The sequence below is a fragment of the Streptomyces pathocidini genome, from assembly GCF_001418495.1.
In the GTDB taxonomy this organism is placed as follows: domain Bacteria; phylum Actinomycetota; class Actinomycetes; order Streptomycetales; family Streptomycetaceae; genus Streptomyces; species Streptomyces pathocidini.
The window spans coordinates 1-26,273 of the sequence record NZ_LIQY01000064.1; the positions used below are offsets into that span (position 1 = coordinate 1).

Below are 26,273 nucleotides of genomic sequence, written 5' to 3' on the forward strand. Positions count from 1 at the left end.
AGTTGGGCGTTCTCGGGACGGTCCGCGCCCAGGGAGAGGGCCAGCAGCAGCACGGCGTCGATGGGGTTGGAGCGGGGGGCGAGGGGTCGGCGCTGCCAGCCGGAGCGTGGTGGGGCGGCCGACAGTTGGCCGTTGGTGTCGGGGTGGAGGTACGCGGTGCGCAGGTCCCAGCGCACGAGGAGGTTCTGCCCTTGTCCGGGGACGCGTACCTGGGCGTAGCCGGTGCGTGTGGTCCAGTCGACGCGGCCGGTGAGTTGCACGGTACGTCCGGCGGCGGGGACGGTGGCGTGGATCCGGCCACGTACGCGCTGGTAGTTGAGGAATCGTACGGTGGACATCAGGTCGGCTTCGGATGGGGTGAGCGGGCGAGGCCCCGCCGCCGACTGCTTGCCCCGGCCGTCGTCTCCGCCGCATCCGGCCAGGACGAGGGCGAGTCCGGCCGCACCCGTGGCGAGGAGGGCACGGCGGCGCATCACGAGCCGCTCCGGCTGTGGGCGGCCAGTAGATCGCGGCCCGGCAGCGGGACACGGTCCGCGTCGACGGGGCCGGGCAGGCCGGTGGCAGGGCGTACGGGGGCGGTGGCGCCGCCGGGCATCTGCGGCTGCTGCGGGGGCTCGGGCACCATGCGGAAGGGGATCCCGGCAGGTGCGGCCGGCTGCGTGGGCGGTGTCGCGGACGTCATCACCGGGCCGTCGGCGTCGGTGGAGCACTGCGGCTGGGCGGCGAGGGCCTTGGGGGCCGTGGTGGACAGGGCGTTGTCCGTGAGGCAGTTGCCCTTGCCGGGGGCGCGGTCGCTGGCCGCGTGCACTGCGTCGACTCCATTGCGGCTGAAGGTGTTCGAGCTGATCGTGTTGCCGGTGGGCGGGACGTCTTCGGCGGACATGAGGACGAGTCCAGCGCGCGGGTTCCCCTCGATCCGGTTGTTGCGCACGGTATTGCGCTGACTGCCCGCGAGGCCGATGCCGATGCCGAAGCCTCCGTCGGCCTGCTGGGGTGTCTTCGGCTCGGCGTTGTCGGTGATGAGATTGCCCGCCACGACGGCGCTGTGTTGGGGAACAAATGCCTCCAGATAGTCGGAGTTAACCGTCATACCGACACGGTTGTGGGTGAGACGGTTGCGCAGTACCCACATCTTCTCGCTGGCGTTGGTGCCCTCGTAGCCGACGGCGTTGTACTCGGCGACGTTGTCGCTCACCACGACATTGCACGGCTTGCACTGGCCGACGTACAGACCCGAATCGGCGCCGCCGGAGGTGTGGTTGTGGTCCAGTCGTCCGTTGTGCGCATTGAAGGCGTAGATGCCGTAGAGGCCGTTGCGGGCGGAGGTCACATAGCTGACCCGGAAGCCTTGCAGCGGCGGGGACTTCTCCGGGTCCAGGCGCTCGTAGCCGCTGCTCCCGCGGGCCAGGCCCTGCCCGTCCTGTGACTCCATGCCGGTCACCAGCACACCGTTGAGCAGGTGGTCGCGGACGGTGAGGTTCTCCACCGCCACGCCGGAGCCGGTCACGACGACGCCGTTGCGCCGCGTGCCCTGCCCGTCGATAATCACGCGGTTGCGGTCGGTGCCCCGCAGCACGATGCGGTCGGCGGGGATTCGTACGGTCTCGTGGTAGACGCCGGGCGAGACCAGGACCAAGTCGCCGGGCCGGGCACGTCCGACAGCGATGCCGATCGTGCGGGCGTCCCGCGGCACCCGGATGGTCTGCGGCGTACGGGCCTTGGCTGCGCCTTCCTCCTCGTTGGACGGTGCACAACCCGCCGCCGCGAGAAGCATGCCGAGCAGGCAGATGAACAGGGCGATACGACCTCGGAACACAGTTCACCTTCAACGGTTTCTGAGATGACATTGAGGAGGAATTGCTAACAACTACCCCTCAATGCTGGCAAGATAGAGTAATGGATCAGTTACGTGGCGTACCGCGTAGGGGACTGCTCATGGGGGGTGCGCTGGCCGCGGCGTCCTCTCTGGCGGCCTGCCAGGCCCAGGGCCCGCCCCCGGAACGGAAGTCCGCCGACGACGCCCCCCGTCCATCGCCGCCCGTGCGTCCGACAGGCTTCACGCAAGCGGGAGTTGACAGACCCGATACGCCCCAGGAACACCTCGGCCTCGTGGTGCTCGACCTCGCCCCGGCCCACGAGGGCGGCGAAGTGGCCAAGGTGATCGCAGACCTGGGCCGGTGCGTGCAGCGGATGACCAGGGGCAGCCATCCTCATATGGCCGGGCTGGCCCAGGGCGATATGACCGTGACGGTCGGCATCGGGCCCCGCCTCGTCTCCGGCGCTGGGCGCGAGCTGCCCGGCGCCGCCCGGCTGCCCGCCTTCGCCCGCGACAAGATCCCCGATGCGGCCCGCGATGGCGACGTTCTGCTCCAGATCTGCGGCTCGGACCCCCTGGTGGTCAGCTGTGCGGAGGCGGCCTGCACCGCGGCGCTGACCGACGCGGGGGCGCGCGTGCGCTGGTCGCAGCAGGGGTTCCGGCCCCCGGCAGGACCGCACGCCGGGCGCAACCTCCTCGGCTTTCCCGACGGGATCATCGTGCCCAAGGGGCCGGAGCAGATGCGGCGTGAGGTGTGGCTCGAGGACCCGGGCCCGGTGGCCGGTGGCACGATCGCCGTGGTGCGCCGGCTGCGCATCGCCACCGACCGCTTCCTGACCCAGCCCGTGCACCGTCAGGAGGAGATCATCGGCCGACGGCGCTCCGACGGGGCGCCGCTGAGCGGAGGCGGTCCCGAGGCTGAGGTGGACCTGGGGGCCAAGGCTCCCGACGGCCGCTATCGGGTACCGTCCATGGCCCACGCCCGCCGCGCCAACCCGCTCGCCTCCGGCAGCGGACTGATGCTGCGCCGCAGCTACAGCTACCGCAACGGGCCGGACGACACCGGCCTGGTCTTCATTAGCTTCCAACGCGAACTCCGTACGTTCGTCGCCACCCAGCAGCGGCTCGACGAGGGCGATGACTTGATGGCGTTCACCACGGCCACGGCCTCTGGCACCTTCCTGGTCCTGCCGGGCTTCGATGCCGAACATCCCTTGGGGGAGAGCCTGCTGGACGGGTGAGACATGGGCGGTGCGCCCCCTGGAGGGAGGCGCACCGCTGCGGGACGGGTGCTCTTGGTCAGCGGGCGTAGTACATACCCGCGTCGAGGTTGTGCTTGACCGAACCCCAGTTACCGACGCGGAACACATCGGTCTCCGCGGTGTTGTCGGAGTTCCTGTTGAATTCCACCTTGGAGTCGATCGTCGAGTTCCCGCCAGGGTCGTCCTCGTACGGGTTGGTCCAGCGCAGCCTGCTGATCTGCGGGTTGGGCCGTCCGATGGGCACATTGGTCAGGTCCGCGGTGCTCTTGTCGAACCGCAGCTTGTACTCGCCCTGCTCGGTCAGGGCGGGCACGTCGAGCGAGCTGAAGTAGTACTCGCCCTTGGCGTTGGTGGTCGTCGTGGCGAGCGGTGTGCCGTTCTCGGACAGGAGGGTGACGGTGATGCCGGGGATCCCGGCCCATTCGTCGGGATTCTGGGTGCCGGGCTGCGGGTCGTACCAGACGCGGTTGCCGATCTGGATGGGCGGCTCGTCGCACAGGTACTCCAGGTCGCCCAAGCCGTTGGCCTTGGCGAAGGCGCCGTTGTCCAGAGCCTGGAGATACTGGATGCCGTAGCCTTGCTGGTCGGCGGCGCCGCTGGTGCGGTCGTGCCAGTTCACCCCTCCGGACGTGATCGCTTGCGCGGGGTCCATGTACGTACTGGCGATCTTGCCGTCCTGTAGGGAGAGGGCCAGCGCGCCCTGTGCCCGTTCGCCGTGACCGGACCAGTTGTCGCCGTGGTAGAACTCGTCGGCGCCGTCGCCCGGGTTGGTCGGGCAGCCACCGGTGCCCTCCCAGACAAGGGTGCCCGCGGCCGTGCGGCACACCTTGGTGATGTCACCGGCCGTGGCAGTGGTGTCCAGTGTGGGGTACGCCGGGTTGGGGTTGATCATTTGGTAGCCGCCCAAGTCGCCCTGACGGTCGCGGAAACCCAGTGCCAGGTCGCCGTTGGCCTCGACGGCGATGTCGCTGAGCATCGGCTGCGGGCGGGCGGGGGTGCCGTTGACGGACGCAGGGTACTGGTTTGGGTCGTCCGACGTCCAGGGCGTCCACTTGGCGGAGATCCCCGGGGTCAGGTCACCGCGTGTGTGGTTCAACTGCTCGTCCAGCACCGGTGAGTTGGAGAACGTCAGCGTCCCGGGGTCGTACGTCCAGACCACGGCCCGCAGGTCACCGGCGTTCTGGGTGGACTGCGCGGAGCACACTCCGCCGACGTACACGACACCGTCGCGCACTCCGAGGCCCATCGGCCGCCAGTCGGCAGGGCCGTTGCAGCCTGGGTCGGGGATGTCGATGCTCGACGTCGGCAAGGTCGTGGGCGGGGGCGTCTGGGTCGCGTCGAAGGTGTAGAGCTTGCGGTCGTACATGTTGACGACGTAGAGCTCGTCGCCCTTCTCTGAGAGGTCGATGTCTCCGAGCCCTTCCTTGCCGACAGCTTTGATGAAGTCGGCGTCGTAGCGGGCGGTGTTGGTGTTGTGCGGGGTGCTGCCGGCATTCAGGACAGCGAAGGTGGTGGTGGCACCGCCGCCGCGCGGCGTCACATAGATCGCACCCTGCCTGTCCGGCCCATAGGAGGTGGCGCGCTTGGCATAGGCGCCCTGGAAGATGCGCCGCTGCTTCTTGTCGTAAGCCAGGCCGTAGGTCGCGCCTGTGTCGCCCTTGGTGTTGAGGGCGACGGGCTGGGGCGCACCGGCGTTGCTGTTGCCGCGCCAGTTGTTCTGGAAGGTCACTAGGCCGCGCGAGGTGTCGCTCTTGAGCATGTCCTGCTGGCAAGAGGTCGTCAGGTCGGCATTGACCTGGCAGTAGTCCGCCGTGTTCCACACGCCGAACCGCACCGTCTGCGACTGATCGGCCACGTTGACGTAGGTGACCGCGGTGGAGAGGTCCCTGCCCCCGAAGGCAGGCTGCAGATAGTCCGGAAGACTGCTGGTCACCAGCTCCAACCGGAACTCTCCATCGGTTCCCGCGGTGGGCACATCGACGGTGCCGTCCGCGTTGGTGGTGACGATGAAGCTGTTGTCATCGGCGTCGGTGACCCGGACCTGGATCCCGGCCACGCCTACCTCACGAGCCGCCGTGTACCGGCCGTCGGCGTCCACGTCGCGGATGACGCTGACCGTCAGTGTGCCGGGCGCGGCGAACGCCGACGTCGGCCCCGTCAAGGCCAGCAAGGTCAGAGCGGCTCCCAAGCCGAACCCGGCCCGCAACGCGCCTTTCGTCGTTTTTCTCAACGGAAATCCCCTATCGCGATTAGTGGATGGGGCGGCTTCGCTGCGGAATTCCACATGCCGCCACACAAATACAGCGGCATGTGACGAGCGGCTCGAGCGCGAATTCTTCCCATGTCCCGGAACGAGAGGCCGCTCACGAATTCGAGCGAAGCGGCCTGCCGGACGGGGAACTGCACACAGGGAAGACTCCGGTCGGTCAGAAAAATCAGGGCGCCGTATTCTGCGCACCATCCGGATCGACCTGCTCAGCACGGCCGCGACCGTGATGCACAGCAGCCCCGCACCGTCCATGAGTCAACGGATGAGGCATTACGGTATGCCGACCGCCGCGAAAGAGGATTCGCCGGCAACTCCGTGATTACGCCCTGTCCTTGGCATGGCAACAGACTGGCGGGGGCACCCGAGCAGCGCAACCGGCCGTTTCGCATCCGGCCATTCCGGACGGCCCCGACCGGAAGGCTCGGCCGTACGAAACTCGAATGACCTCGACGAGCGGAATGACGTTCCCGGAAGCCGACTTCGTGGCCTGAAGTGTGGCCTTGACACCATCGGCCCCGACGGCACGGTGACCCTGGCATACGTGCGGCGATGCCTCCACCACGCCGGAACGCGCCGCATGGCCTCCCCGGACGCCCGCGTACGCTCCTTCTGATCCAGCCACGAACTTACTTTAGGTTACAATCCACAGGCTTACCGTCATCAATCTGGACACCCCTTCCCCAAAGTGGCTTGATTCCTTACCGAGCACGCTCACTACACCAACGCGCCCTTGCAGCACCCCAAAACGCTTCCCACCCGCCCGTCCATGCGATGTGAGGCACCAAGTTGCGGGTGGCGTCCACTCGGAATCCAGGCCCGCTCGGCCGGCACCTTCGAGCTCGCGACCCAGCAACCTTGACACCGGCCGCCAGCCCGTGATTTCGCGGCATGAGACGGTCAACCCGAGAGGATCAGCTCAGCCTCGGCCACCCAGTACGCGCCACCCCACGGCCCCACACCTCTGAACAGATTCCCGATTCAGGGGACTAGCGGGGCAACCCGTCGACCGGGTGGATCAGGTGTTTGGTTTCCTGGAAGTGGTGGAGGGCCTGGGGGCCGTTGAGGCGGCCCAGGCCTGATTGCTTGTAGCCGCCTTCTTCGGATTCGTCGAGGACGACGGCCCAGGTGTTGGTCCAGACCGTGCCCGCCGTGAGTTCGCGGGCGACGCGGAGAGGGCGGTCCACGTCGCGGGACCAGATGGCGGCCGCCAGACCGAAGGGGGTGGCATTGGCCGAGGCGATCGCCTCGGGCTCGTCCTCGAAGAGTTCGAAGGTGGCGACCGGGCCGAAGATCTCGCGTTGGACGATCGCCGCGGTGGGTTCGGTCACCTCCAGCAGGCTGGGGCCCAGGAACGCGCCCGCGCGCTCACCGCGTAGCAGGGGTTCGGCCGAGGCGGCCACCGCCTCCTCGACCGCCTCGTCCACGCGTTGCGCCGCCGCCGCGTCGATGAGCGGCCCCATCTCTGTGGCCGGGTCGTCCCCGGGGCCGAGTTTGACCGCGCTGAGCTCGTTCACCAGGCGTTCCCGTAGCTCGCCGGCGATGGACCGCTGGGCCAGCACCCGGCTGCCCGCCATGCAGAACTGACCCGCGAAGGTGGTGATGGCCCTGGTCAGGACCGGGACGGCCGCGTCCAGGTCGGCGTCGCCGAAGACGATCATCGGGGTCTTGCCGCCGAGTTCCAGGGACAGCGACTTCAGGGTGGGCGCCGCGCGTTCCATGATGGTCCGGCCCACCTCCGTCGAGCCGGTGTAGCTGATGGCCGCCACGTCGGGGGAGGCGACCAGCCATGGGGCTCCCTCGTTCCCCGACTCGGTGAAGGTGTTGACGACACCGGGTGGAAGGGACGCCGCCGAGGCCACCGTCTCGCTGAACAGCCCGGCCGTCAGGCCCACTTGGCCCGGCATCTTCACCACCGCCGTGCAGCCCGCGGCCAGGGCGGGAGCCAGGGCGCGGACGGCCAGGACGACCGGCGAGTTCCACGGGGTGATGATGCCCGCGACTCCGGCCGGCTCCCGTAAGGTCATCGCGTACAGGCCCGGACCGGCCTCCAGTGCCCGGCCGTGGTCGGTGAGGGCCAGCGCCGCATAGTAGCGCAGTTTGGGGATGGCGAGGTCGAGTTCGAAGGCCGCCTGGGTCAGGGTCTTGCCGTTCTCGCGGGCCAGCAGCTCGATGAACCGGGCGCGGCGGGCCGCCAGTTGGTCGGCGAGCTCGTTCAGCGCCCTGGCCCGCAGTCTCCGGTCGCGCGGCCAGCCCGTCGAGGTGAAGGCCCGGTGGGCGGCCGCGACCGCCTCCCGCGCCTCCGGCGCCCCGCCGTCGGCGAAGGTGCCCAGCGTGCGGCCGGTGGCGGGGTTCACGGACGGGGTGCGGGTCGCCGAGTCGCGCCACTGGCCGTCGATGAGATGGCGGGCGTGGGGAAGGGCCGGGGAGTGGCGGGTCATGGGGTCCTCTTCGGTAACGGGGTTGCCAGGTCGAGGCGTTCGAGGATCGGGGCGTCGCTGAAGCGGAACAGGTCCAGTTCCTCGGCCGCGGCGAGGCTCAGGCCCGCCCACGACGGCACCACGAAGAGGTCGCCCCGGGACACCCGCCACGCCTGCTCCCCGATCCGGGCCGTGCCGCTGCCCTGGAAGACCTGCCACACGGCCGAGCCGACCTCTCGCTCGGGTACGAACTCGGCCTCGGCGCGCAGCCGGTGGAACTCCGCGCGGATCGTCGGCAGGATGTCACCGCCGGTGGTCGGGTTCGTGAAGCGCACCGCGGCGTGGTCAGGCCCCAGGGCGCCCGGAAGGCCCTCGTCCGCGAGGGCCAACTGCTCGGTGAGCGCCGCGTCGGTGTGCTCCCAGCGGTACGCGGCGAGCGGGGAGGCGGGCAGTTCGGCGGGGCCGGTCGCGGGCCGCAGGCCGGGGTGCGCCCAGAGCCGCTCGGAGCGCGACCGCGCGGGCGTCGAGATGTCCGTGATCCGCTCCGCGCCGTACTCGAAGAACCCCGCGTCGACGGCGGTCGTGAACGGGACGTCCAGGCCGTCGAGCCAGGCCATCGGGGCGTCGGTGGCGTTGTGGTGGCCGTGGAAGTGGCGGCCGGGGGTCAGCAGCAGGTCGCCGCGGCGCATCGCGACCGGGTCGCCGTCGACGACGGTCCAGACGCCCTCGCCCTCGATGACGAACCGGAAGGCGTTCTGGGTGTGCCGGTGCTCGGGCGCCTGCTCGCCGGGGCCGAGGTACTGGATCGCGGCCCAGAGCGTGGAGGTGGCATAAGGCAGCCCGCCAAGGCCCGGGTTGGCCAGGGCGAGGGCTCGCCGCTCCCCGCCCCTGCCGACGGGGACCAGTTCGCCGGCGCGCTCGGCCAGCGGCAGCAGGCGGCCCCAGCGCCAGACGTGCGGTACGGCACGCGGGGCGGGGTGGTGCGGCATGAGGTCACCGGTCGCGGTCCACAGCGGTACGAGCCGCTGGTGCGCGAAGTCCTGGTGCAGTGCGCGGAGTTGGTCGGAGGGGGCCGGTTGCTCTGTCGGTGAGGACGGCATGGCGCAACCGTAGGGACGCACGTCCGGGGCAGAACATACTTTTCTGCTGTGCAGAACAAACCCGCCTACGCCATCGCATCGGTCGACAAAGCTCTGCATCTGGCCCAGTTGCTCCAGCAGGAGGGGGCGCTGCGCGTGACCGACGCGGCGGAGCGGCTCGGCCTGGCCCGCTCGACCGTCCACCGGCTGCTGGCCATGCTCGTCCACCGCGGCTTCGCCGAGCGGGACGAGCACCGCCGCTACCTCCCCGGCCCGCTGCTCCGTCCTGCCCCGCGACCCGCGGACGCGATCCCGAGCACGGGGATCACGGCGCTGCGGCGGGCCGCCCTTCCCCATCTGCGCACGCTGGTCTCCCGGACCGGGGAGACCGCCACCGTCCAGGTACGGGCCGGGGCTCAGACGCGTTTCGTCGCCACCGTGGAGTGCCGCCGGGTGCTGCGCGTCGGCGACCGGGACGGCCGGGCGCTGCCCGCCCATCTGACCTCGGGAGGCAAGGCGCTGCTGGCCGCGCTGGCGCCCTGGGAACTGGCCGAGGTCTATCCCGGGTCCCGCCCGCCGGAGGCCCCGTACGGCCCGGGCCCGGACTTCGACCCGGCACGGCTGCGGCGGGAACTGGCCCTCGTACGCGAGCGTGGCTTTGCGCTCAACGACCAGCGGACCGAGCCCGGGCTGACCGCCCTGGGCGTTCTGGTCCGCGAACCGGGCGGGGCCCCGTACGCGGCGGTGTGCCTGGCGCTGCCCTCCGTGCGCTTCCACCGGGACCGGCTGCCGGAGTGGGTCCGCGAGCTGGCCCGCACGGCCGCCCTGGTCGAGCGGGAACTGGCGCGGGGCTGAGGCGGCCGGGCGCCTAGCGCTCGGTCACCCGGCCCTCCTCGACCTCCACCCGGCGCGTGACGTGGACCGCGTCCAGCATGCGGCGGTCGTGGGTCACCAGGAGGAGCGTGCCCTCGTAGGAGGACAGGGCTGATTCGAGTTGTTCGATGGCGGGGAGGTCCAGGTGGTTGGTGGGTTCGTCCAGGACCAGGAGGTTGACGCCTCGGGCCTGGAGGAGGGCCAGGGCCGCGCGGGTGCGCTCGCCCGGGGAGAGGGTGGAGGCGGGGCGCAGGACGTGGGCCGACTTGAGGCCGAACTTGGCCAGGAGGGTGCGGACTTCGGCCGGCGGCAGGTCCTCCACCGCCGCGCCGAACGCGTCCATCAGCGGCTCCTCGCCGAAGAACAGCGCCCGGGCCTGGTCGACCTCGCCGACCACCACGCCGGGGCCCAGCGACGCCTGGCCCGCGTCCGGTTCGGCGCGGCCCAGCAGGGCGGCCAGGAGCGTCGACTTGCCGGCGCCGTTCGCGCCGGTGATCGCCACCCGGTCCGCCCAGTCGATCTGGAGGTCCACGGGTCCGAGGGTGAAGGACCCGCGCCTGAGCGTGGCTCCGCGCAGAGTGGCCACGACCGCGCCGGATCGCGGCGCCGCCGCGATGCTCATGCGCAGTTCCCACTCCTTGCGCGGTTCCTCGACCGCGTCGAGGCGCTCGATCAGCCGCTCGGTCTGCCGCGCCTTGGCCGCCTGCTTCTCGCTCGCCTCGGTGCGGAACTTGCGGCCGATCTTGTCGTTGTCGCTCGCCTTGCGGCGGGCGTTCTTCACGCCCTGGCTCATCCAGTTGCGCTGGGTCCTGGCGCGCGCCTCCAGGGAGGAGCGGGTGTCCGCGTACTCCTCGTACGCCTCGCGCGCGTGGCGCCGCGCCACCTCGCGCTCCTCCAGGTAGGCCGCGTAGCCGCCGCCGTAGAGGTTGACCTGCTGCTGGGCCAGGTCGAGTTCGAGGACCTTGGTGACGGTGCGGGTGAGGAACTCGCGGTCGTGGCTGACCACGACCGTGCCCGCGCGCAGGCCGGCCACGAAGGCCTCCAGGCGGTCGAGTCCGTCCAGGTCCAGGTCGTTCGTGGGCTCGTCCAGCAGGAAGACGTCGTAGCGGCTGAGCAGCAGGGAGGCCAGTCCGGCGCGGGCCGCCTGACCGCCGGAGAGGGCGGTCATCGGCCGGTCGAGGCCGACGGTGAGGCCGAGGCTGCCGGCGACCTCCTCGGCACGGTCCTCCAGGTCGGCCCCGCCGAGGCCGAGCCAGCGCTCCAGCGCCACCGCGTACGCGTCGTCGGCGCCGGGCGCGCTGTCCACCAGCGCCTGGGTGGCCTCGTCCAGGTCCCGCTGCGCCGCGGCCACTCCCGTACGGCGGGCCAGGAACTCCCGTACGGTCTCCCCCGGCCGCCGCTCGGGCTCCTGCGGCAGGTGGCCGACGGCGGCGGTGGGCGGGCTGAGGCGCAGGGCGCCGTGCTCGGGGGTGTCGAGTCCGGCGAGCAGCCGCAGCAGGGTCGACTTCCCGGCGCCGTTGGCGCCGACGAGGCCGATCACGTCCCCGGGCGCGACGACCAGGTCGAGTCCGGAGAAGAGCGAGCGGTCGCCGTGACCTGCGGCGAGGTCCTTGGCTACGAGGGTGGCGGAGGCAGTCATCAGGCGGTCGATACTAGCCAGCGGACGGGCGACAGCGTTTCCCGCATGGCCAGCGAAGTGATCGTGGTGGATCTTGGCCCCGGTGGCCGCCCGTCCGTAAGCCCCTGACGGGAACCTCGCGGGCCCGGTCCTCGGTCCCTGTCGCCTCCCGGCGGTCGGGGGGGCGGCAGGGACCAGGGATCGAGAGCCGGGCTCATCTCTTCACCGGGAGGTGGCGGGATTCGTCAACTGCCCGTTGTCGACGGGGGTTTGGTCTGCTCCGGGTGGCTGTCGTCCTCGCCGTCCCCGCCGTTGTCGGCCGGGCCGATGCGGATTTCGAAGTCGCCGCCGAACTTCTCGTGGCCCGCGATGACCGCCTCCTCGATGGCCACCTCGCCCTTCTCGCCGCGCACGATCAGCGGGTCGCTGCGCAGGTCGCGCATCAGGGCCCAGCACAGCCCGATCATCACCAGGACGAACGGCGCGGCCACGAGGATCGTCAGGTTCTGCAGCCCCGTCAGGGCGTCCCCGGCGCCGCCGCCGATCAACAGCATGATCGCCGCGACGGCTCCCGTCAGCACGCCCCAGAAGACGACGACCGGCTTGGTCGGTTCGATCGAGCCCTTCTGCGAGAGCGTGCCCATCACGATGGACGCCGCGTCCGCGCCGGAGACGAAGAAGATGGCGACGAGGACCATCACGAGCACGCTCATGAGGGTGGCCACCGGGTACTCGGCGAGCACTCCGAACAGCTGCCCCTCGGGCGTCGACTCCCCCGCGAGCCGTCCCTGGTCCTGGAGCTTCATCGCCGAGCCGCCGAAGATGGCGAACCACAGCAGGCTGACCGCGCTCGGCACCAGGATCACGCCGGCCACGAACTGCCGGATCGTGCGACCGCGGCTGATGCGGGCGATGAACATGCCGACGAACGGCGTCCAGGAGATCCACCAGGCCCAGTAGAAGACCGTCCAGCTGCTCAGCCAGTCGGCCACGCCCCCACCGCTGGACGCCTCGGTGCGGCCCGCGAGTTGGGGCAGGTCGCCGAGGTAGCCGCTGATCGAGGTCGGGAGCAGGTCGAGGATGAGGATGGTCGGCCCGGCCACGAAGACGAAGACCGCGAGGACCAGCGCCAGCACCATGTTGATGTTGGACAGCCACTGGATGCCCTTGGCCACACCGGACACGGCCGAGGCGACGAACGCGACGGTCAGCACGGCGATGATGGCCACCAGCAGGCCCGTGCCGACATCGCTCATCCAGCCCAGTTCCTCGATGCCGCTGCGGATCTGGAGGGTGCCGAGCCCCAGTGAGGCGGCCGAGCCGAAGAGGGTCGCGAAGATCGCCAGGATGTCGATGACCTGCCCGCCCCAGCCGTTGGCGTGCTTCTTGCCGAGCAGCGGCTCGAACACCGAGCTGATCAACTGCCGCCTACCGCGCCGGAACCCGCTGTACGCGATGGCGAGGCCGACCACCGCGTAGATGGCCCACGGGTGCAGCGTCCAGTGGAAGAGCGTGGTGGCCATGGCGGTCTCCATGGCCTCGGCGGCGTCGGCCGGGCCGGTGCCGGGCGGCGGGGTCTTGAAGTGCGAGAGCGGCTCGCTGACCCCGTAGAACATCAGGCCGATGCCCATGCCGGCGCTGAACATCATGGCGATCCACGACACCGTACGGAACTCGGGCTCCTCGCCCTCGGCGCCGAGGGTGATCTTCCCGTAGCGGCTGATCGCGAGCCACAGCGCGAAGACCACGAAGCCGGAGGCGGCCAGCACGAACGCCCATCCGGCGTTGTGCATCAGGCCGCCGAGCATCGAACTGGACACCCGCTCCAGGGTGTCGGTGGCGACCGAGCCCCAGACGATGAACGCCAGGGTCCCGACCGCCGCGGCCCCGAAGACCACGGCGTCCGTCTGCGGCCGCCGGCTCTCGTGGGGGCTGCCGGGCAGGTGCCGCACCACGACTTCGTCAGCCGCGCTCCCGGTGTCTTTTCTGTTGTTGTCCGGCACGTAACGACCTTTCAGGGCTGGACATTGGTCCCGTACGCCTTACCACGGAGCCCGATCTCATTCCCGTTTTCCCTGCTGTGGCAGAGAGATGGCAGGCCAGCAGGGCATGTGTGCCCCAGCCTGTCAGGATTTGCCGCCTGCCTGTCAGCTGCCGGGCAGAAGAAGGCCGGTTGGGGCCTTGGGGCTTGGGCATGGGGACATGGGGCTGAGGCGTGGGCCTTGAGGCATGGACCTAAGGGCTACTCCTTGATGAAACCCTTCTCCAGCAGCCACTCCTTCGCCACGTCCCGCGGCTCCTGCCCCTCCACGTCCACCTTCGCGTTCAGCCTCTGCGCGGTCCTGGTGTCGAGCTCCGCGGTGATCTTGTTCAGGATCGGCTCCAGCTGCGGATGGCGCTTCAGGGACCGGGAGTTGACGACCGGGGCGACGTTGTAGTTCGGGAAGAACCGCTTGTCGTCCTTCAGGACCGCGAGGTTCATCGAGCCGATGCGGCCGTCGGTGGTGTACACCTCGCCGAGCGTGCAGGTGCGCCCCTGTGCGGCCTCGGTGTAGATGAGCCCGGTCTGCATCTTCTTGATGTTCGCGGCCGGCAGCTCGATGCCGTACGCGGCGAGCATCCCGCGCAGCCCGTCCCCGCGCACCGCGAACTCGTTCTCCACGCACAGCGTCACCGCGGCGGGGTTCCTCTTCGCCAGCTCGGCGACGTCGGAGAGCGTCCTCAGCCCGTACTTCCGCGCGTTCGCCTGGTTGAGGGCCATCGCGTAGGTGTTGTTGAGCGTGGACTGCGGCAGCCAGGTGAGCCCGTTGCGCAGGTCCTCGTCGCGTACGGCCTTCCACTGCTTTTGCGGGTCGGCGATCGGCTCGGTGTGGCCGAGGAAGTTGATCCAGCCGGTGCCGGTGTACTCGTAACCGACGGCCGCCGTACCGGACTTGACCGCCTCGCGGGAGCCCATCGAGCCCTGGATGTTGGTGAGGTCGCTGACCTCGGCGCCGGCGGCGGTCAGCGAGAGGGCCAGGATCTGGCCCAGGATGAGCTGCTCGCTGAACTCCTTCGAGGTGACGCCGAGTCGGACGCCCTCCAGCGGCCTGCCCTGGCCGATGCTGCCCGGTTCGAAGTCCTGCACGACGACGTTGCCGCTTTGCAGCCCGCAGCCGCTGAGCAGCAGCGCGCCGGCCGCCGCCGAAGCCGCCGCGACACGCCGGGGCCTTGTGGTGTTCCTGTTCCTGTTCCGCATGGGTCACCCCACCTCCAGGCCGCGCGGGCGCAGCAGTTGCTCGGCCAGCGAGGCCAGCCAGTCGACCAGCAGGGCGAGGACGACGGCGAGGACGCTGCCGACGATCAGCACGCGGGGGCGCTGGGTGAGGATGCCGTCCTGGATGAGGTCGCCGAGCCCGCCCGCGTTGACGAACGCGGCCAGGGTCGCCGTACCGACGTTGAGCACCAGCGCGTTCCGCACGCCCGCCAGGATCAGCGGTACGGCCAGGGGCAGTTCGACGCGGGCCAGCACGCCCCAGGCCGACATGCCGATACCGCGGGCGGCCTCGGTCAGCTGGGGGTCGACACCGCGCAGCCCGCTCATCGTGTTGGCCAGCACTGGCAGCACCGCGTACGCGACCATGGCGATCAGCGCGGTCCCCTCGCCGACGCCCGTCCACAGTGCGAGCAGCACGATGAGGCCGATGGCGGGGACGGCCTGCCCGAGGTTGGCCGCGCCCATCACGAGCGGCGCGGCCGCGCGGACCGCCTTGCGTGTCATCAGCACGCCGAGCGGGATCGCGAGGACGAGCACGAACAGGGTGGAGACCGCGACGAGTTCGATCTGCTCGCGCAGGCGCTGGGCGACGTTGGCGCCGCTGAGCGAGGTCCGCTCGATGGAGTCGAGGTCGCGGGTGGAGATCCAGGCGTACGTGGCGAGGAGCGCGACGGCGAGGACGGCCGGGGTGACGATCAGCTTCCGGGGGCTCAGCCGCCGGGTGGGCGTGTCGGACTTGGCGGTGGCGACGGTGGGGCGCGCCAGGAGGTCGAGAGCGCTCACGAGGACTGCCCCGCCCTGTCCGCGGCGGCCTGGTCCGCGGCGGCCTGGTCGTCGACGGCCTCATCGGCGGCCGCTTCCGCGGTGTGTCCGGCAACGTTGTCGGCGCTGCTGTCCGCCTTGTCGCCCACCTCGTTGTCCGCCCGGCTGCCCGCCTTGTCGCCCGGCGGGCCGTCCGGCGTGTCGTCCTGCGCACTGCCCGGCGTGTCGTCCCGCGTGCTGTCCGGGGTGTCGTCGGCCTCCTGCGCGGCCACCCGCTCCTCGGCCGCCAGCCGGTCCGCCTCCAGCAGTTCCTGCACGGAGTTCATGAGCGTGGCGATGTCGACCACGCCGGCGAACTCGCCGCGCCGCCTGGTCACCACGACACGCCCGCCGCTCTCGGTCAGCACCGAGTCGAGCGCGTCGCGCAGGGTCGCGTCGCGGGTCACCGTGTTGCAGACCCGCGTACCGGCCGTGGCCAGCGAGCCGCTCTGGGCGCGGGCCAGATCGCCGCGGCGCAGCCACCGCTGGGGCCGGTTGTCGCGGTCGAGCAGCAGCACCTCCTGCCGCTGGTCCCCGCGCGCCTTGTTCCGTACGGACTCCAGCGAGTCGTCGGCGTGCGCGGTGGCGCAGTCCAGGATCTCCACATCGCGTACGCGCGAGAGGTTGAGGCGCTTGAGCGCCGCGCCCGCGCCGACGAATCCGGACACGAACTCGTCGGCGGGGTTGGTGAGGATGGCCTCCGGCGTGTCGTACTGCGCGATGCGGGAGTGCTCGCGGAGCACGGCGATCCGGTCGCCGAGCTTGATGGCCTCGTCGAAGTCGTGGGTGACGAAGACGATCGTCTTGTGCAGCTCGTGCTGGATGCGGATCAGCTCGTCCTGCAGATGCTCGCGGGTGATCGGGTCCACGGCGCCGAACGGCTCGTCCATCAGCAGCACCGGCGGGTCGGCCGCCAACGCCCGCGCCACGCCGACGCGTTGCTGCTGCCCGCCGGAGAGCTGGCGCGGGTAGCGGCCCCGGAACTCGGCCACGTCGAGCCCGACCATGTCGAGGAGTTCGTCGACGCGCTCGCCGATACGCCGCTTCTTCCAGCCGAGCATGCCGGGTACGAGGCCGATGTTCTCGGCGACGGTCATGTGCGGGAAGAGACCGGAGGACTGGATCGCGTAGCCGACGTGGCGGCGCAGGTTCACCGGGTCGATGTCGGTGACGTCCTCGCCGGCGATCCTGATCCGGCCGGAGGTCGGCTCGATCAGCCGGTTGATCATCTTCATGGTGGTGGTCTTGCCACTGCCCGAGGGCCCGACAAGGATCACCGTCTCGCCCGCGGGTATCTCCATGCTGACCCGGTCGACGGCGGGTTCGGAGGTCCCCGGGTAGACCTTGGTCAGCTCGTCCAGCTCGATGGTGACGCCCGTGACCTTGGCGCCACCGGAGTCTCCCCGAGCCCTCGTGGCGAAGAGACTGGCTGCGGTGGTGGTGTTGGCGTCAGACACGGATGCCCCTCGAAGTGGTCAGTCGCCCGATCAGGACGTACGCGGCGTCGAACAGCAGGGCCAGGACGGCGATGGCCAGGGTCCCCGCGAGCGCCGCGTTGATCGCGTTGGCGCTGCCGAGCCGGGACAGGCCGTGGAAGATCTGGTTGCCGAGCCCGGGCCCGGAGACGTAGGCGGCGATGGCGGCGACGCCCATCAGCATCTGCGTCGACACGCGGATGCCGGTGAGGATCGCGGGCCAGGCCAGCGGCAGTTCGACGCGCAGCAGCACGGCGAGGCGCGGCATCCCGATGCCGCGGGCGGCGTCCACCAGGGCCGGGTCCACGCCGCGCAGCCCCACGATGGTGTTGCGGACGACGGGCAGCAGCCCGTACAGCGTCAGCGCGGTGACGGTCGGCGCCACGCCGAGCCCGAGCAGCGGGATCAGCAGCCCGAGCAGCGCGAACGACGGCACGGTCAGCACACTGGCCGTACTGGCGACGGCCAACTGGCCACCGCGGTCGCTGCGGTAGGTGAGCGTGCCGACGAGCACGCCGATGAGTGTGGCGAGCAGCATGCACTGGAACACGGCGCTCGCGTGCATCCACGTCTCCAACAGCAGCTGCTCACGTCTGCTGGAGAGGTATTCCCAGAAGGTCACTTTTCTGTTGTCTCCTCATGGTGGCGCGGCGGCGGATCGCTGCGGTGCGATTGCGGTGCCGATCGGCCGCGAGCACGCACGGCCTACGCGTGCGTGCCAGCCGCGCTTACCCCGCTGGGCGCGTCTCATACGGGAGACCCTGGTCACGTGGACATACCGGCTGGACCGGCCCCGGCGGTTCAGTCCTGGTAGACGCGGTTCTTGCCGGGGCCGCCGTACAGCTTGTCCTGGCCGCCCCCACCGTGCAGGAGGTCGTTGTCGCTGCGGCGCCGACGGCGTACGTCCAGCAGGTGAACATCGGCCGGCGTCGAGGGCGGATGTCCACCGCTCGGCGGTTGTGGGACACGTCGGCTCATACGCATGACGACACGACAGACCCCCGCATAAGGTCGCGAGCAGGCGAACACACCTTTTCGTCTCATCGACTTGGAGGACATGTGCACCGCAGACTCCTTGCTCCGAGTGTGCTCGGCGCCGTGCTGCTACTGGCGATCCCGGTGGGCACGGCGACTGCGACCCCGCAGGCGGGCACGCCCGGGGCGCCGGGGATCGGCGATCGCTACTACCCGGACCACGGCAACGGCGGGTACGACGTCTCGCACTACGACCTGCGGCTGAAGTACCGGCCGGGAACCGACCGCCTGGAGGGCACGGCCACCCTCCTGGCGACCCCCACGCAGGACCTCTCCCGCTTCAACCTCGACTTCGCGCTCGAGGTGAGCGAGGTGCGGGTCGACGGGCGGAAGGCCTCGTTCGCCCGCACGGGGGCGCACGAGTTGGAGGTCACGCCCGGTGCCACGCTCCCCGAGGGCGAGCCCGTCGGCGTCGTCGTGCGCTATGCCGGCACCCCCTCGCGGGTCAAGGTGAACGGCTTCACCGGCTGGCTGCGCACCCCCGACGGCGGGGTCGCCGCCAACGAGCCCGAGGCGGCGTGGTGGTGGTTCCCCAGCAACGACCACCCGCTGGACAAGGCCACGTACGACATCACCGTCGCGGTGCCCGAGGGCACGCAGGTCGTCAGCAACGGTGTCAAGACCTCCGAGTCCTCGGGCCTCGGCTGGACCCGCACCACCTGGCGCTCCGACCGGCCGCAGGCCACCTATCTCGCCACCCTCGCCGCCGGCCGGTTCGAGGTCACCACGGACCGTACGGCCGACGGCCTGCCCGTCCTCAACGCGTACAGCAGGGACCTGGGCGGCAACGCGGGCGCGGCGCGGGCGAGTGTGGAGCGCAGCGCCGAGGTCGCCGAGTGGCTAAGCGGGATCTTCGGGCCGTATCCGTTCAACGCGCTGGGCGGGTACGTGCCGAACGTGCCGACCGGGTACGCGCTGGAGACCCAGACGCGGCCCTTCTACAGCCCCGGCCAGTTCGCGAACGGCGCCAACGTCTCGGTCGTGGTGCACGAGCTGACCCACCAGTGGTACGGGGACAGCGTGTCGGTCAAGGGCTGGCGGGACATCTGGGTCAACGAGGGCTTCGCCCGCTACGCGCAGTGGCTGTGGTCGGAGAAGGAGGGTGAGGGCACGGCGCAGGAGATCGCCGACTACCTGTACGCGGCCCGCCCGGCCGACGACCCGTTCTGGCAGGTCGAGCCGGGTGACCCGGGTGCGAAGAACCAGTTCCACATCGCCGTGTACGACCGGGGCGCCCTCGCCCTCCAGGCGCTGCGCAACCGGGTCGGCGACCGGGACTTCTTCGCGATCCTCAAGGGCTGGCCGAAGGCGAACGCGTACGGGAACGGCTCGGTCGCGGACTTTGTCTCGTACGCCGAGGAGGCCTCCGGCGAGGAGCTGAGCGGCCTGTTCGACACCTGGCTCCACACGAAGGGCAAGCCGGGGCAGCCGGCCACCAAGGCGGAGTCGGCCGCCAGGAAGGTCCCGGTCAAGCAGCCGAAGTCCTGGAAGAAGATCGCGGCGACGAACACCGTCCACGAGCACGAGCACCGCTGACGCCGCGGCGTCACCACCCTCGACGCCGAAGCGTCACCACCGTTCACCGCCCGTCGCGCCGCACGGCGCGGCGGGCCTCGTACGCATACGGCAGATACCGCAGCCGCTCGGGCAGCAGCGGCACGGCCACCCGTACGGCCCGCCCGAACCATCGCAGCCGCCGCTCCTGGGCGGCCGTCCACGGCAGGCCGATCGCCTCGCGGGCCTCCGGCGGCATCAGCCCGATGGTCAGGAAGCGGCGGAAGTGCAGCAGGGGCGGCAGGGCGAGCGGCCAGGCGGCGCGCAGCGGTACGCGTACGGGCCGGGGGCCGCGGTCGGGCGGCGGTACGTGGACGTCGGTTGCCACCAACTCCCGTACCACCACGGTCTCTTCGAGTTGGTCGGCCAGCACGCGGCGGTAGTACGGCCAGTACTCCTCCACCGTCTGCGGCATGTCGCGGTCGCTGATGCCAAGGACGCGCCCGACCTGGAGCCACTCCGCGTACAGCCGGCGCTCCTCGGCGGGGGTGAACGGGCGGCGGCCGAGGACGCGCTGGGTGTGGAGCTGGATGGGGAAGCCGGTGGCGTGGACCCAGACGTAGTTGGCGGGGGTGAGGGCGTGGTACGGGCGACCGTGCGCGTCGATGCCGTGGATCGGCCGGTGCAGCCGGCGCAGTCGGCGGCCCTCCTCCGCGGCTGCCCGGCCGCCGTAGACCCACAGCTGGGCGGAAGCGAGGGAGCGCTCGGCGCGGCCCCACGGGTCGGTGCGGAACACCGAGTGGTCGTCGACGCCCGCGCCGACCGCCGGGTGCGCGACCTGGAGAGCGAGCGCGGCGGGGAGGGCCAGCACGGACCGCGCCTCGCCGGAGATGTGCCAGAGGATCCCGCCGACGGGGGGCGGCTCCGGGTCGCGTACGGCGCCCGGGGCGGGGACTGCGGCGCGGTGTGCGCGCGCCGCCGCCGCGCCTGACTCGTTCACCCCTCCATCATCGCTCGCGAGCCGGGCAAGCCTCCACAGACGGCCGTGACCTGCGCTTACGCGGTGCAGAGCTGTTTCGCAGGCGCGGTCGACCGCTCCTGCTCGGGCTCGACCAGTGCGGCCGCCGCCCTGAAGACGCGGGAGGAGCTGATGCGTATGGCTCCCATTGCGACTCCCTCCAACTTCCCTTCGCACAGGTGTTACTTATAAGTAACCGCACCTGCTTGGATGTGTCGCGCCGGGTCCATCAGGACCCAACTACCCTTATTCCAAAGGGAGATGCCATGCCACACTCCACTCTCCGCACGGCTCTGCGCACCACGGCGGCCACCGCGCTCGTGACCGCCGCGCTGTTCGGTTCCGCGCCGTCCGCGCCCGCCGCCCAGGCGGCGCCCCCGCAGCTGAAGGTGCTGAGCTACAACGTCTTCCTGATGAGCAAGACCCTGTACCCCAACTGGGGCCAGGACCACCGCGCGCAGACCATCCCGGACACGGACTTCTTCCAGGGCAACGACGTCGTCGTCCTCCAGGAGGCCTTCGACAACTCCTCCTCCGACGCGCTCAGGAGCAAGGCCGCGGCCGAGTACCCGTACGCGACGCCGGTCGTCGGCCGCACCAAGAGCGGCTGGGACGCCACCGGGGGCAACTACTCCGAGACCACCCCCGAGGACGGCGGCGTCCAGATCCTCAGCAAGTGGCCCATCGAGCGCCAGGAGCAGTACGTCTACCCCGACGCCTGCGGCTCCGACTGGCTCTCCAACAAGGGCTTCGCCTATGTGGTGCTGAACGCCAACGGCACCCGGGTCCACGTCGTCGGCACCCACGCCCAGTCGACCGATCCCGGCTGCGCGGACGGCGAGCCGGCCGAGATGCGCGCCCAGCAGTTCCGGGCGATCGACGCGTTCCTGGACGGCAAGAGCATCCCGGCCGGCGAGGAGGTGATCGTCGCGGGCGACCTGAACGTCGACTCGCGCTCCCCGGAGTACGCGTCGATGCTGGCGAACGCCGACCTGGCCCCGGCCACCGCGCGCACCGGCCACCCGTACTCCTTCGACACCCAGGACAACTCGATCGCCCTCGACCGCTACCCGGACGACCCGCGCGAGGACCTCGACTACGTCCTGCACCGCACCGGCCACGCCCGCCCGGCGACGTGGAACAACACGGTCGTCAAGGAGGAGACGGCGCCCTGGACCGTGACCAGCTGGGGCACGGACTACACCTACACGAACCTGTCGGACCACTACCCGGTGATCGGCGGCTAGCCGAGCGCGTCCGGGGAGTCCGGAAAGTCCGAGGAGTCCGGGGGCGACGCTTCGGCCGCGGTGAGCGGGCGGAGCGTCGGCTCGTAGTCACGCCGAACGCTCATGGCACCTAAGGCACGGCCCCTCCGAGCGCACGCCCTCACGGTCCGTCAGTGACCACGGCAAGCAGTCGACCCGGTTCACACAGCTGGTACACGGGTGGGTGAGACAGCAATACTGTTGCGCCCGAGCAGCACCAAGGGGTGCGGTCGAGCCGGGGAGGGAGGGCCTGAGCCCATGACCGAGCAGGCGACGGGCGAACTGTCCCTCACTGTAGGTGAGTTGGCCGCCCGCGCGGGCGTCACCGTCCGCACGATCCGCTTCTACGGCACGCGCGGACTCCTGCCCCCGCCCGCGATAGGCCCGCGCCGCGTCGGCCACTACGGCCATGAGCACCTCGCGCGGCTCGCCCTGATCGAGGAGCTGCGGCACCAGGGCATGACGCTGGCCGCAATCGAGCGCTATCTGGAGCGCCTCCCGCCGGACATGACGGCGCACGATCTCGCCATCCACCGCGCCCTGGTGGCCGGCTGGGTGCCGAACAGCGCGGAGGAGACGAGCCGTACGCAGCTGGAGCGGCGGGTCGGCCGAGCCCTGTCCGAACAGGATCTGGACCGGCTCACGGCGATGAGCGTCCTCGTCCGCACCGGCGACCCCGGCGTCTTCCGCGTCGATCCCGGCCTGCTGCACCTCGGCGCCCAACTGCTGGACGTGCCGGCCTCGTTGGATGCGATCCTCGCCGCCCGGGCCGTGATGCTCGAGCACACCCGCTCGGCGGCCCGCGAGCTCAGCCGCCTCTTCCGGGAGGAGGTCTGGGACCGGCCGGACGCGTCCGAACCGGCCCCGGACCGCCTGGCCCGTACGAAGACCCTCTCCGCCCATATGCAGCCTCTCGTCCTCCAGGCCCTGGTGACGGCCTTCCAACGCTCGATGCAGGAGGAACTCCGCGCCTGGCTGACCGAGGAGGAGTGAGCGCGGCCCCATCGATGTGCGGCCCCATCCATGTGCGGGTCATTCGCGGTGCGGGATCAGTCACGGCCGCGGGTCAGTTGCGGTGCGGGGCGAGTGGCGGGGCCTGACCTGGACCCGGCCTGACCCGGACCTGGCCTGACCCGGCCGGGATGGTCAGCCGTCGGTGAATGTCTCCCCTCGCTCGGCCTTGGCCACCAGCAGCTCCGGTGGCGCGAACCGCTCTCCGTAAGCCGCCTGGAGCTCCTTCGCGCGGGCCACGAAACCGGGCAGCCCGCCCTCGTAGCCGTTGATGTACTGCAGCACGCCTCCGGTCCAGCCCGGGAACCCGATCCCCAGGATCGAGCCGATGTTGGCGTCCGCTACGGAGGTCAGCACGCCCTCCTCCAGGCAGCGGACCGAGTCCAGCGCCTCGGAGAACAGCATCCGCTCCTTCAGGTCCTCGAAGGGAACCTCCACTTCGGGGATCGTGAAGTGCTCTCGCAGACCGGGCCACAGCCCCGTCCGCTTGCCGCGCGCGTCGTAGTCGTAGAAGCCCGCTCCCCCGCCGCGCCCGGTCCGGCCGAACTCGTCCACCATCCGGTCGACCACCGCGTCCGCCGGGTGTCCGGCCCACTCGCCGCCCGACTCGACGACGGCGCGCCGCGTCTCCTCCCGGATCTTGCGCGGGAGGGTCAGGGTCAACTCGTCCATCAGGGACAGGACCTTGGCCGGGTAGCCGGCCTGGGCCGCCGCCTGCTCCACGGTGGCCGGGTCGACGCCCTCCCCCACCATGGCCACGCCCTCGTTGATGAACTGGCCGATGACGCGCGAGGTGAAGAAGCCGCGCGAGTCGTTCACCACGACCGGCGTCTTGCGGATCTGCCGCACGAGGTCGAAGGCGCGGGCCAGCGCCTCGCCGCCGGTCCGCTCCCCCTTGATGATCTCCACCAGCGGCATCTTGTCGACCGGCGAGAAGAAGTGCAGACCGATGAAGTCCTGGGCGCGCTCCACGCCTTCGGCGAGCAGCGTGATGGGGAGGGTGGAGGTGTTGGAGCACAGCAAAGCGTCCGGCGCAACGACGCTCTCCACCTCCTGGAACACCTTGTGCTTGAGCGCCGGATCCTCGAACACCGCCTCGATGACCGCGTCGCACCCCGCGAGATCCCGCACGTCGGCGGTCGGGGTGATCCGGGCCAGCAGCTCGTCGCGCTTCGCCTCCGTCGTACGGCCCTTGGCGAGCGCCTTCTCCAGCAGGCCCGCCGAGTAGGCCTTGCCGTTCTCGGCCGCCTCGGCCGTGACGTCCTTCAGCATGACCTCGATCCCGGCCCGCGCGCAGGAGTACGCGATGCCCGCGCCCATCATGCCCGCGCCGAGGACCGCCACCTTCCGGACCGGGCGCGGCTCGACGCCACTCGGCCTGCTGGCCCCGGAGTTGACGGCCTGGAGGTCGAAGAAGAAGGCCTGGATCATGTTCTTGGCGATCCGGCCGGTGACCAGTTCGGTGAAGTAGCGGGCCTCGATGACCTGGGCGGTCTCGAAGTCCACCTGGGCGCCCTCGACGGCGGCGGCCAGGATGTTGCGCGGGGCCGGATAGGGGGCGCCGGCCGTCTGCTTCCGCAGATTGGCCGGGAAGGCGGGCAGGTTGGCGGCGAACTTCGGGTGGGACGGGGTCCCGCCGGGGATGCGGTAGCCCTCGGCGTCCCAGGGCTGCCGGGACTCCGGATGGGCGCCGATGAAGGCCCGGGCCCTGGCCAGCATGTCCTCGGTGCTGTCGGCCAGTTCGTGGATCAGCCCGGCCTCCAGGGCGCGCTTCGGGTGGTACTGCGTGCCCTGGAGCAGCACCTTCAGCAGTGCGTCGGTGATGCCCAGCAGTCGTACCGTCCGGACCACGCCCCCGCCGCCCGGGAGCAGTCCGAGCGTGACCTCTGGGCAGCCGATCTTCGAGCCGGGGGCGTCGAGCGCAATGCGGTGGTGGCAGGCGAGGGCGATCTCGTAACCACCGCCGAGGGCAGCGCCGTTGAGGGCCGCGACGACGGGCTTGCCGAGGGTCTCGATGCGGCGCAGGTCGCGCTTGATGGCCATGCTCGAGTCGAAGACGTCCTGCGCTTGCGCCGGCCCGACCTTGATCATGTCCTTGAGGTCGCCGCCCGCGAAGAAGGTCTTCTTGGCCGAGGTGAAAACGACGCCGCGCACGGAGTCCTGCTCGGCCTCCAGCCGGTCGGCGACGGCGGACAGGGAGGCCTTGAAGGCCTGGTTCATGGTGTTGGCGGACTGGCCGGGGTCGTCCAGGACGAGGGTGACGACTCCGTCGTCACTCCGCTCCCAGCGGATCGTGGTGCGGGGGTTCTCGGTCATCTGAGGGGCTCCTAGGAGGTCCTGCCGCGCGGGGCGATCGGGAAGTTGTGGTCCGGTGGGGATGGCAGGGGGCCTACAGGCGCTCCACCACCGTCGCGATGCCCATGCCACCTCCCACGCACAGCGTGACCAGCCCGTACCGCAGCTCCCGGCGCTCCAGTTCGTCGATGACCGTGCCCAGCAGCATGGCCCCGGTGGCGCCCAGCGGGTGCCCCATCGCGATCGCGCCGCCGTTGACGTTGACCTTGTCCAGCGGCAGGCCCATGTCGCGGGCGAACCGCAGCACGACCGCCGCGAATGCCTCGTTCATCTCGACCAGGTCGATGTCCTCGATGGACAGGCCCGCCTTGGCAAGTGCCTTGCGGCAGGCGGGTGCGGGCCCGGTGAGCATGATGGTCGGGTCCGCACCGGAGACGGCGGCCGAGAGGATGCGGGCGCGGGGCGCGAGCCCGTACCGCTCTCCCGTCTCGCGGCTGCCGATCGCCACCAGGGCCGCGCCGTCGACGATGCCGGAGGAGTTCCCGGCGTGGTGCACGTGGTCGATCTTCTCCACCCAGTGGTACTGCTGCAGCGCCACGGCGTCGAAGCCGCCCGCCTCTCCGACCGCCGCGAAGGAGGGCTTGAGCCCGGCCAGCGTCTCGGGGGTCGTACCCGGCCGGATGTGCTCGTCGTGGTCGAGGACCGTCAGCCCGTTGCGGTCGCGGACCGGGACGACGGACCGGTCGAAGCGCCCGTCCTTCCACGCCTCGGCGGCCCGTTCCTGCGACAGCGCGGCATAGGAGTCCACGTCGTGGCGGGTGAAGCCCTCGATGGTGGCGATGAGGTCGGCGCCGATGCCCTGGGGCACGAAGCCGGTCTCGAAGTTGGTCATCGGGTCGACGGCCCAGGCCCCGCCGTCGGAGCCCATCTTCACGCGGGACATCGACTCGACGCCGCCCGCGAGGACCAGGTCCTCCCAGCCCGAACGCACCTTGGCGGCAGCCAGGTTGACCGCTTCGAGGCCGGAGGCACAGAAGCGGTTCTCCTGCACGCCCGCGACCGTGTCGGGCAGCCCGGCCGCGATGGCGGCCGTCTTGGCGATGTCCGAGCCCTGGTCACCCACGGGGCTGACGACGCCGAGGACGATGTCGTCCACGGCGGCCGGATCCAGGCCCGGGAAGCGGCGGCGCAGCTCGTGGATGAGCCCGACGACGAGATCGATGGGCTTGGTGCCGTGCAGGGCGCCGGTCGCCTTGCCACGACCGCGCGGGGTGCGGATGGCGTCGTAG

General features: G+C 70.8%; 19 protein-coding genes and 1 pseudogene. 5 read left to right on the plus strand and 15 right to left on the minus strand.

Annotated elements, in window-relative coordinates:
- Positions 1-473: pseudogene (locus AOK16_RS04070) on the minus strand (hypothetical protein); the annotation flags it as partial.
- The gene (locus AOK16_RS04075; RefSeq protein WP_240483352.1) at positions 473-1,816 is read right to left on the minus strand and encodes a right-handed parallel beta-helix repeat-containing protein; all 1,344 of its coding nucleotides are present in this window, start codon (positions 1,814-1,816) and stop codon (positions 473-475) included. The pseudogene AOK16_RS04070 and the gene AOK16_RS04075, both read right to left, overlap by 1 nt.
- 119 nt (positions 1,817-1,935) lie before the next feature.
- Here AOK16_RS04075 and AOK16_RS04080 point away from each other — a divergent pair, with 119 nt between their 5' ends.
- Positions 1,936-3,057 carry a Dyp-type peroxidase gene (locus AOK16_RS04080; protein ID WP_276202472.1) on the plus strand — a complete coding sequence of 374 codons (1,122 nt, stop codon included), beginning with the start codon at positions 1,936-1,938 and terminating at the stop codon, positions 3,055-3,057.
- A gap of 58 nt (positions 3,058-3,115) precedes the next feature.
- Here AOK16_RS04080 and AOK16_RS04085 read toward each other — a convergent pair whose 3' ends face one another.
- The 3 genes from AOK16_RS04085 to AOK16_RS04095 all read right to left on the minus strand — a co-directional run bounded on the left by AOK16_RS04085 (position 3,116) and on the right by AOK16_RS04095 (position 8,864).
- Positions 3,116-5,239 carry an SdrD B-like domain-containing protein gene (locus tag AOK16_RS04085; protein WP_157859100.1) on the minus strand — a complete coding sequence of 708 codons (2,124 nt, stop codon included), beginning with the start codon at positions 5,237-5,239 and terminating at the stop codon, positions 3,116-3,118.
- Positions 5,240-6,333: 1,094 nt separating this feature from the next.
- Complete coding sequence (locus AOK16_RS04090; protein ID WP_055470832.1) at positions 6,334-7,785, minus strand: aldehyde dehydrogenase family protein; 1,452 nt, start codon at positions 7,783-7,785, stop codon at positions 6,334-6,336.
- Positions 7,782-8,864: a cupin domain-containing protein gene (locus AOK16_RS04095; protein WP_055470833.1), complete on the minus strand. Its 1,083-nt coding sequence runs from the start codon at positions 8,862-8,864 to the stop codon at positions 7,782-7,784. The genes AOK16_RS04090 and AOK16_RS04095 overlap by 4 nt, the downstream gene beginning before the upstream one ends.
- Positions 8,865-8,912: 48 nt before the next feature.
- Between AOK16_RS04095 and AOK16_RS04100 the strand changes: the two genes are divergently transcribed.
- Positions 8,913-9,698: an IclR family transcriptional regulator gene (locus tag AOK16_RS04100; protein ID WP_055470834.1), complete on the plus strand. Its 786-nt coding sequence runs from the start codon at positions 8,913-8,915 to the stop codon at positions 9,696-9,698.
- Positions 9,699-9,711: 13 nt separating this feature from the next.
- Here AOK16_RS04100 and AOK16_RS04105 read toward each other — a convergent pair whose 3' ends face one another.
- The 7 genes from AOK16_RS04105 to AOK16_RS26995 all read right to left on the minus strand — a co-directional run bounded on the left by AOK16_RS04105 (position 9,712) and on the right by AOK16_RS26995 (position 17,844).
- Positions 9,712-11,355: an ABC-F family ATP-binding cassette domain-containing protein gene (locus tag AOK16_RS04105; RefSeq protein WP_055470835.1), complete on the minus strand. Its 1,644-nt coding sequence runs from the start codon at positions 11,353-11,355 to the stop codon at positions 9,712-9,714.
- A gap of 224 nt (positions 11,356-11,579) precedes the next feature.
- Positions 11,580-13,289, minus strand: coding sequence for a BCCT family transporter (locus AOK16_RS04110; protein WP_169790857.1), 1,710 nt, complete (start codon positions 13,287-13,289; stop codon positions 11,580-11,582).
- Positions 13,290-13,576: 287 nt separating this feature from the next.
- Positions 13,577-14,572, minus strand: coding sequence for a glycine betaine ABC transporter substrate-binding protein (locus AOK16_RS04115; RefSeq protein WP_055470836.1), 996 nt, complete (start codon positions 14,570-14,572; stop codon positions 13,577-13,579).
- A gap of 3 nt (positions 14,573-14,575) precedes the next feature.
- A complete protein-coding gene (locus AOK16_RS04120; protein ID WP_055470837.1) occupies positions 14,576-15,373 on the minus strand; it encodes an ABC transporter permease in 798 nt (265 codons plus the stop codon).
- Positions 15,370-16,758 (minus strand): betaine/proline/choline family ABC transporter ATP-binding protein, encoded by a 1,389-nt coding sequence (locus tag AOK16_RS04125; protein ID WP_240483354.1) that lies wholly within the window; start codon positions 16,756-16,758, stop codon positions 15,370-15,372. Before AOK16_RS04125 ends, AOK16_RS04120 begins: the two co-directional genes overlap by 4 nt.
- Positions 16,759-16,840: 82 nt before the next feature.
- Positions 16,841-17,488 (minus strand): ABC transporter permease, encoded by a 648-nt coding sequence (locus tag AOK16_RS04130; protein ID WP_055470838.1) that lies wholly within the window; start codon positions 17,486-17,488, stop codon positions 16,841-16,843.
- 179 nt (positions 17,489-17,667) lie between these two features.
- A complete protein-coding gene (locus AOK16_RS26995; protein WP_157859101.1) occupies positions 17,668-17,844 on the minus strand; it encodes a hypothetical protein in 177 nt (58 codons plus the stop codon).
- Positions 17,845-17,925: 81 nt separating this feature from the next.
- Here AOK16_RS26995 and AOK16_RS04135 point away from each other — a divergent pair, with 81 nt between their 5' ends.
- Positions 17,926-19,437 (plus strand): M1 family metallopeptidase, encoded by a 1,512-nt coding sequence (locus AOK16_RS04135; protein ID WP_055470839.1) that lies wholly within the window; start codon positions 17,926-17,928, stop codon positions 19,435-19,437.
- Positions 19,438-19,480: 43 nt separating this feature from the next.
- Here the strand turns inward: AOK16_RS04135 and AOK16_RS04140 are convergent, their stop codons facing one another.
- The gene (locus AOK16_RS04140; RefSeq protein WP_079101044.1) at positions 19,481-20,395 is read right to left on the minus strand and encodes an oxygenase MpaB family protein; all 915 of its coding nucleotides are present in this window, start codon (positions 20,393-20,395) and stop codon (positions 19,481-19,483) included.
- Between the two features lie 284 nt (positions 20,396-20,679).
- Between AOK16_RS04140 and sph the strand changes: the two genes are divergently transcribed.
- Positions 20,680-21,660, plus strand: coding sequence for a sphingomyelin phosphodiesterase (gene sph, locus AOK16_RS04145; RefSeq protein WP_055470840.1), 981 nt, complete (start codon positions 20,680-20,682; stop codon positions 21,658-21,660).
- A 276-nt stretch (positions 21,661-21,936) separates the two neighbouring features.
- Positions 21,937-22,671 (plus strand): MerR family transcriptional regulator, encoded by a 735-nt coding sequence (locus AOK16_RS04150; RefSeq protein WP_055470841.1) that lies wholly within the window; start codon positions 21,937-21,939, stop codon positions 22,669-22,671.
- A 153-nt stretch (positions 22,672-22,824) separates the two neighbouring features.
- On the opposite strand, the gene AOK16_RS04155 is transcribed toward AOK16_RS04150, so the two are convergent.
- Both AOK16_RS04155 and AOK16_RS04160 read right to left on the minus strand, forming a co-directional pair.
- Entirely contained in the window at positions 22,825-25,005 is a 2,181-nt protein-coding gene (locus AOK16_RS04155) for a 3-hydroxyacyl-CoA dehydrogenase NAD-binding domain-containing protein (RefSeq protein WP_055470842.1), read from the minus strand.
- 73 nt (positions 25,006-25,078) lie between these two features.
- Positions 25,079-26,273 (minus strand): acetyl-CoA C-acetyltransferase (locus AOK16_RS04160; RefSeq protein WP_055470843.1); only part of this gene is annotated, 1,195 nt, incomplete at its 5' end.

What these genes read in the sequence shown, in the direction of transcription:
- AOK16_RS04080 (WP_276202472.1), top strand. Translation starts at nt 1,936, where the DNA reads ATGGGGGGTGCGCTGGCCGCGGCGTCCTCTCTGGCGGCCTGCCAGGCC.
- AOK16_RS04090 (WP_055470832.1), bottom strand. Translation starts at nt 7,785, where the DNA reads ATGACCCGCCACTCCCCGGCCCTTCCCCACGCCCGCCATCTCATCGAC.
- AOK16_RS04095 (WP_055470833.1), bottom strand. Translation starts at nt 8,864, where the DNA reads ATGCCGTCCTCACCGACAGAGCAACCGGCCCCCTCCGACCAACTCCGC.
- AOK16_RS04105 (WP_055470835.1), bottom strand. Translation starts at nt 11,355, where the DNA reads ATGACTGCCTCCGCCACCCTCGTAGCCAAGGACCTCGCCGCAGGTCAC.
- AOK16_RS04115 (WP_055470836.1), bottom strand. Translation starts at nt 14,572, where the DNA reads ATGCGGAACAGGAACAGGAACACCACAAGGCCCCGGCGTGTCGCGGCG.
- AOK16_RS26995 (WP_157859101.1), bottom strand. Translation starts at nt 17,844, where the DNA reads ATGAGCCGACGTGTCCCACAACCGCCGAGCGGTGGACATCCGCCCTCG.
- sph (WP_055470840.1), top strand. Translation starts at nt 20,680, where the DNA reads ATGCCACACTCCACTCTCCGCACGGCTCTGCGCACCACGGCGGCCACC.
- AOK16_RS04150 (WP_055470841.1), top strand. Translation starts at nt 21,937, where the DNA reads ATGACCGAGCAGGCGACGGGCGAACTGTCCCTCACTGTAGGTGAGTTG.
- AOK16_RS04155 (WP_055470842.1), bottom strand. Translation starts at nt 25,005, where the DNA reads ATGACCGAGAACCCCCGCACCACGATCCGCTGGGAGCGGAGTGACGAC.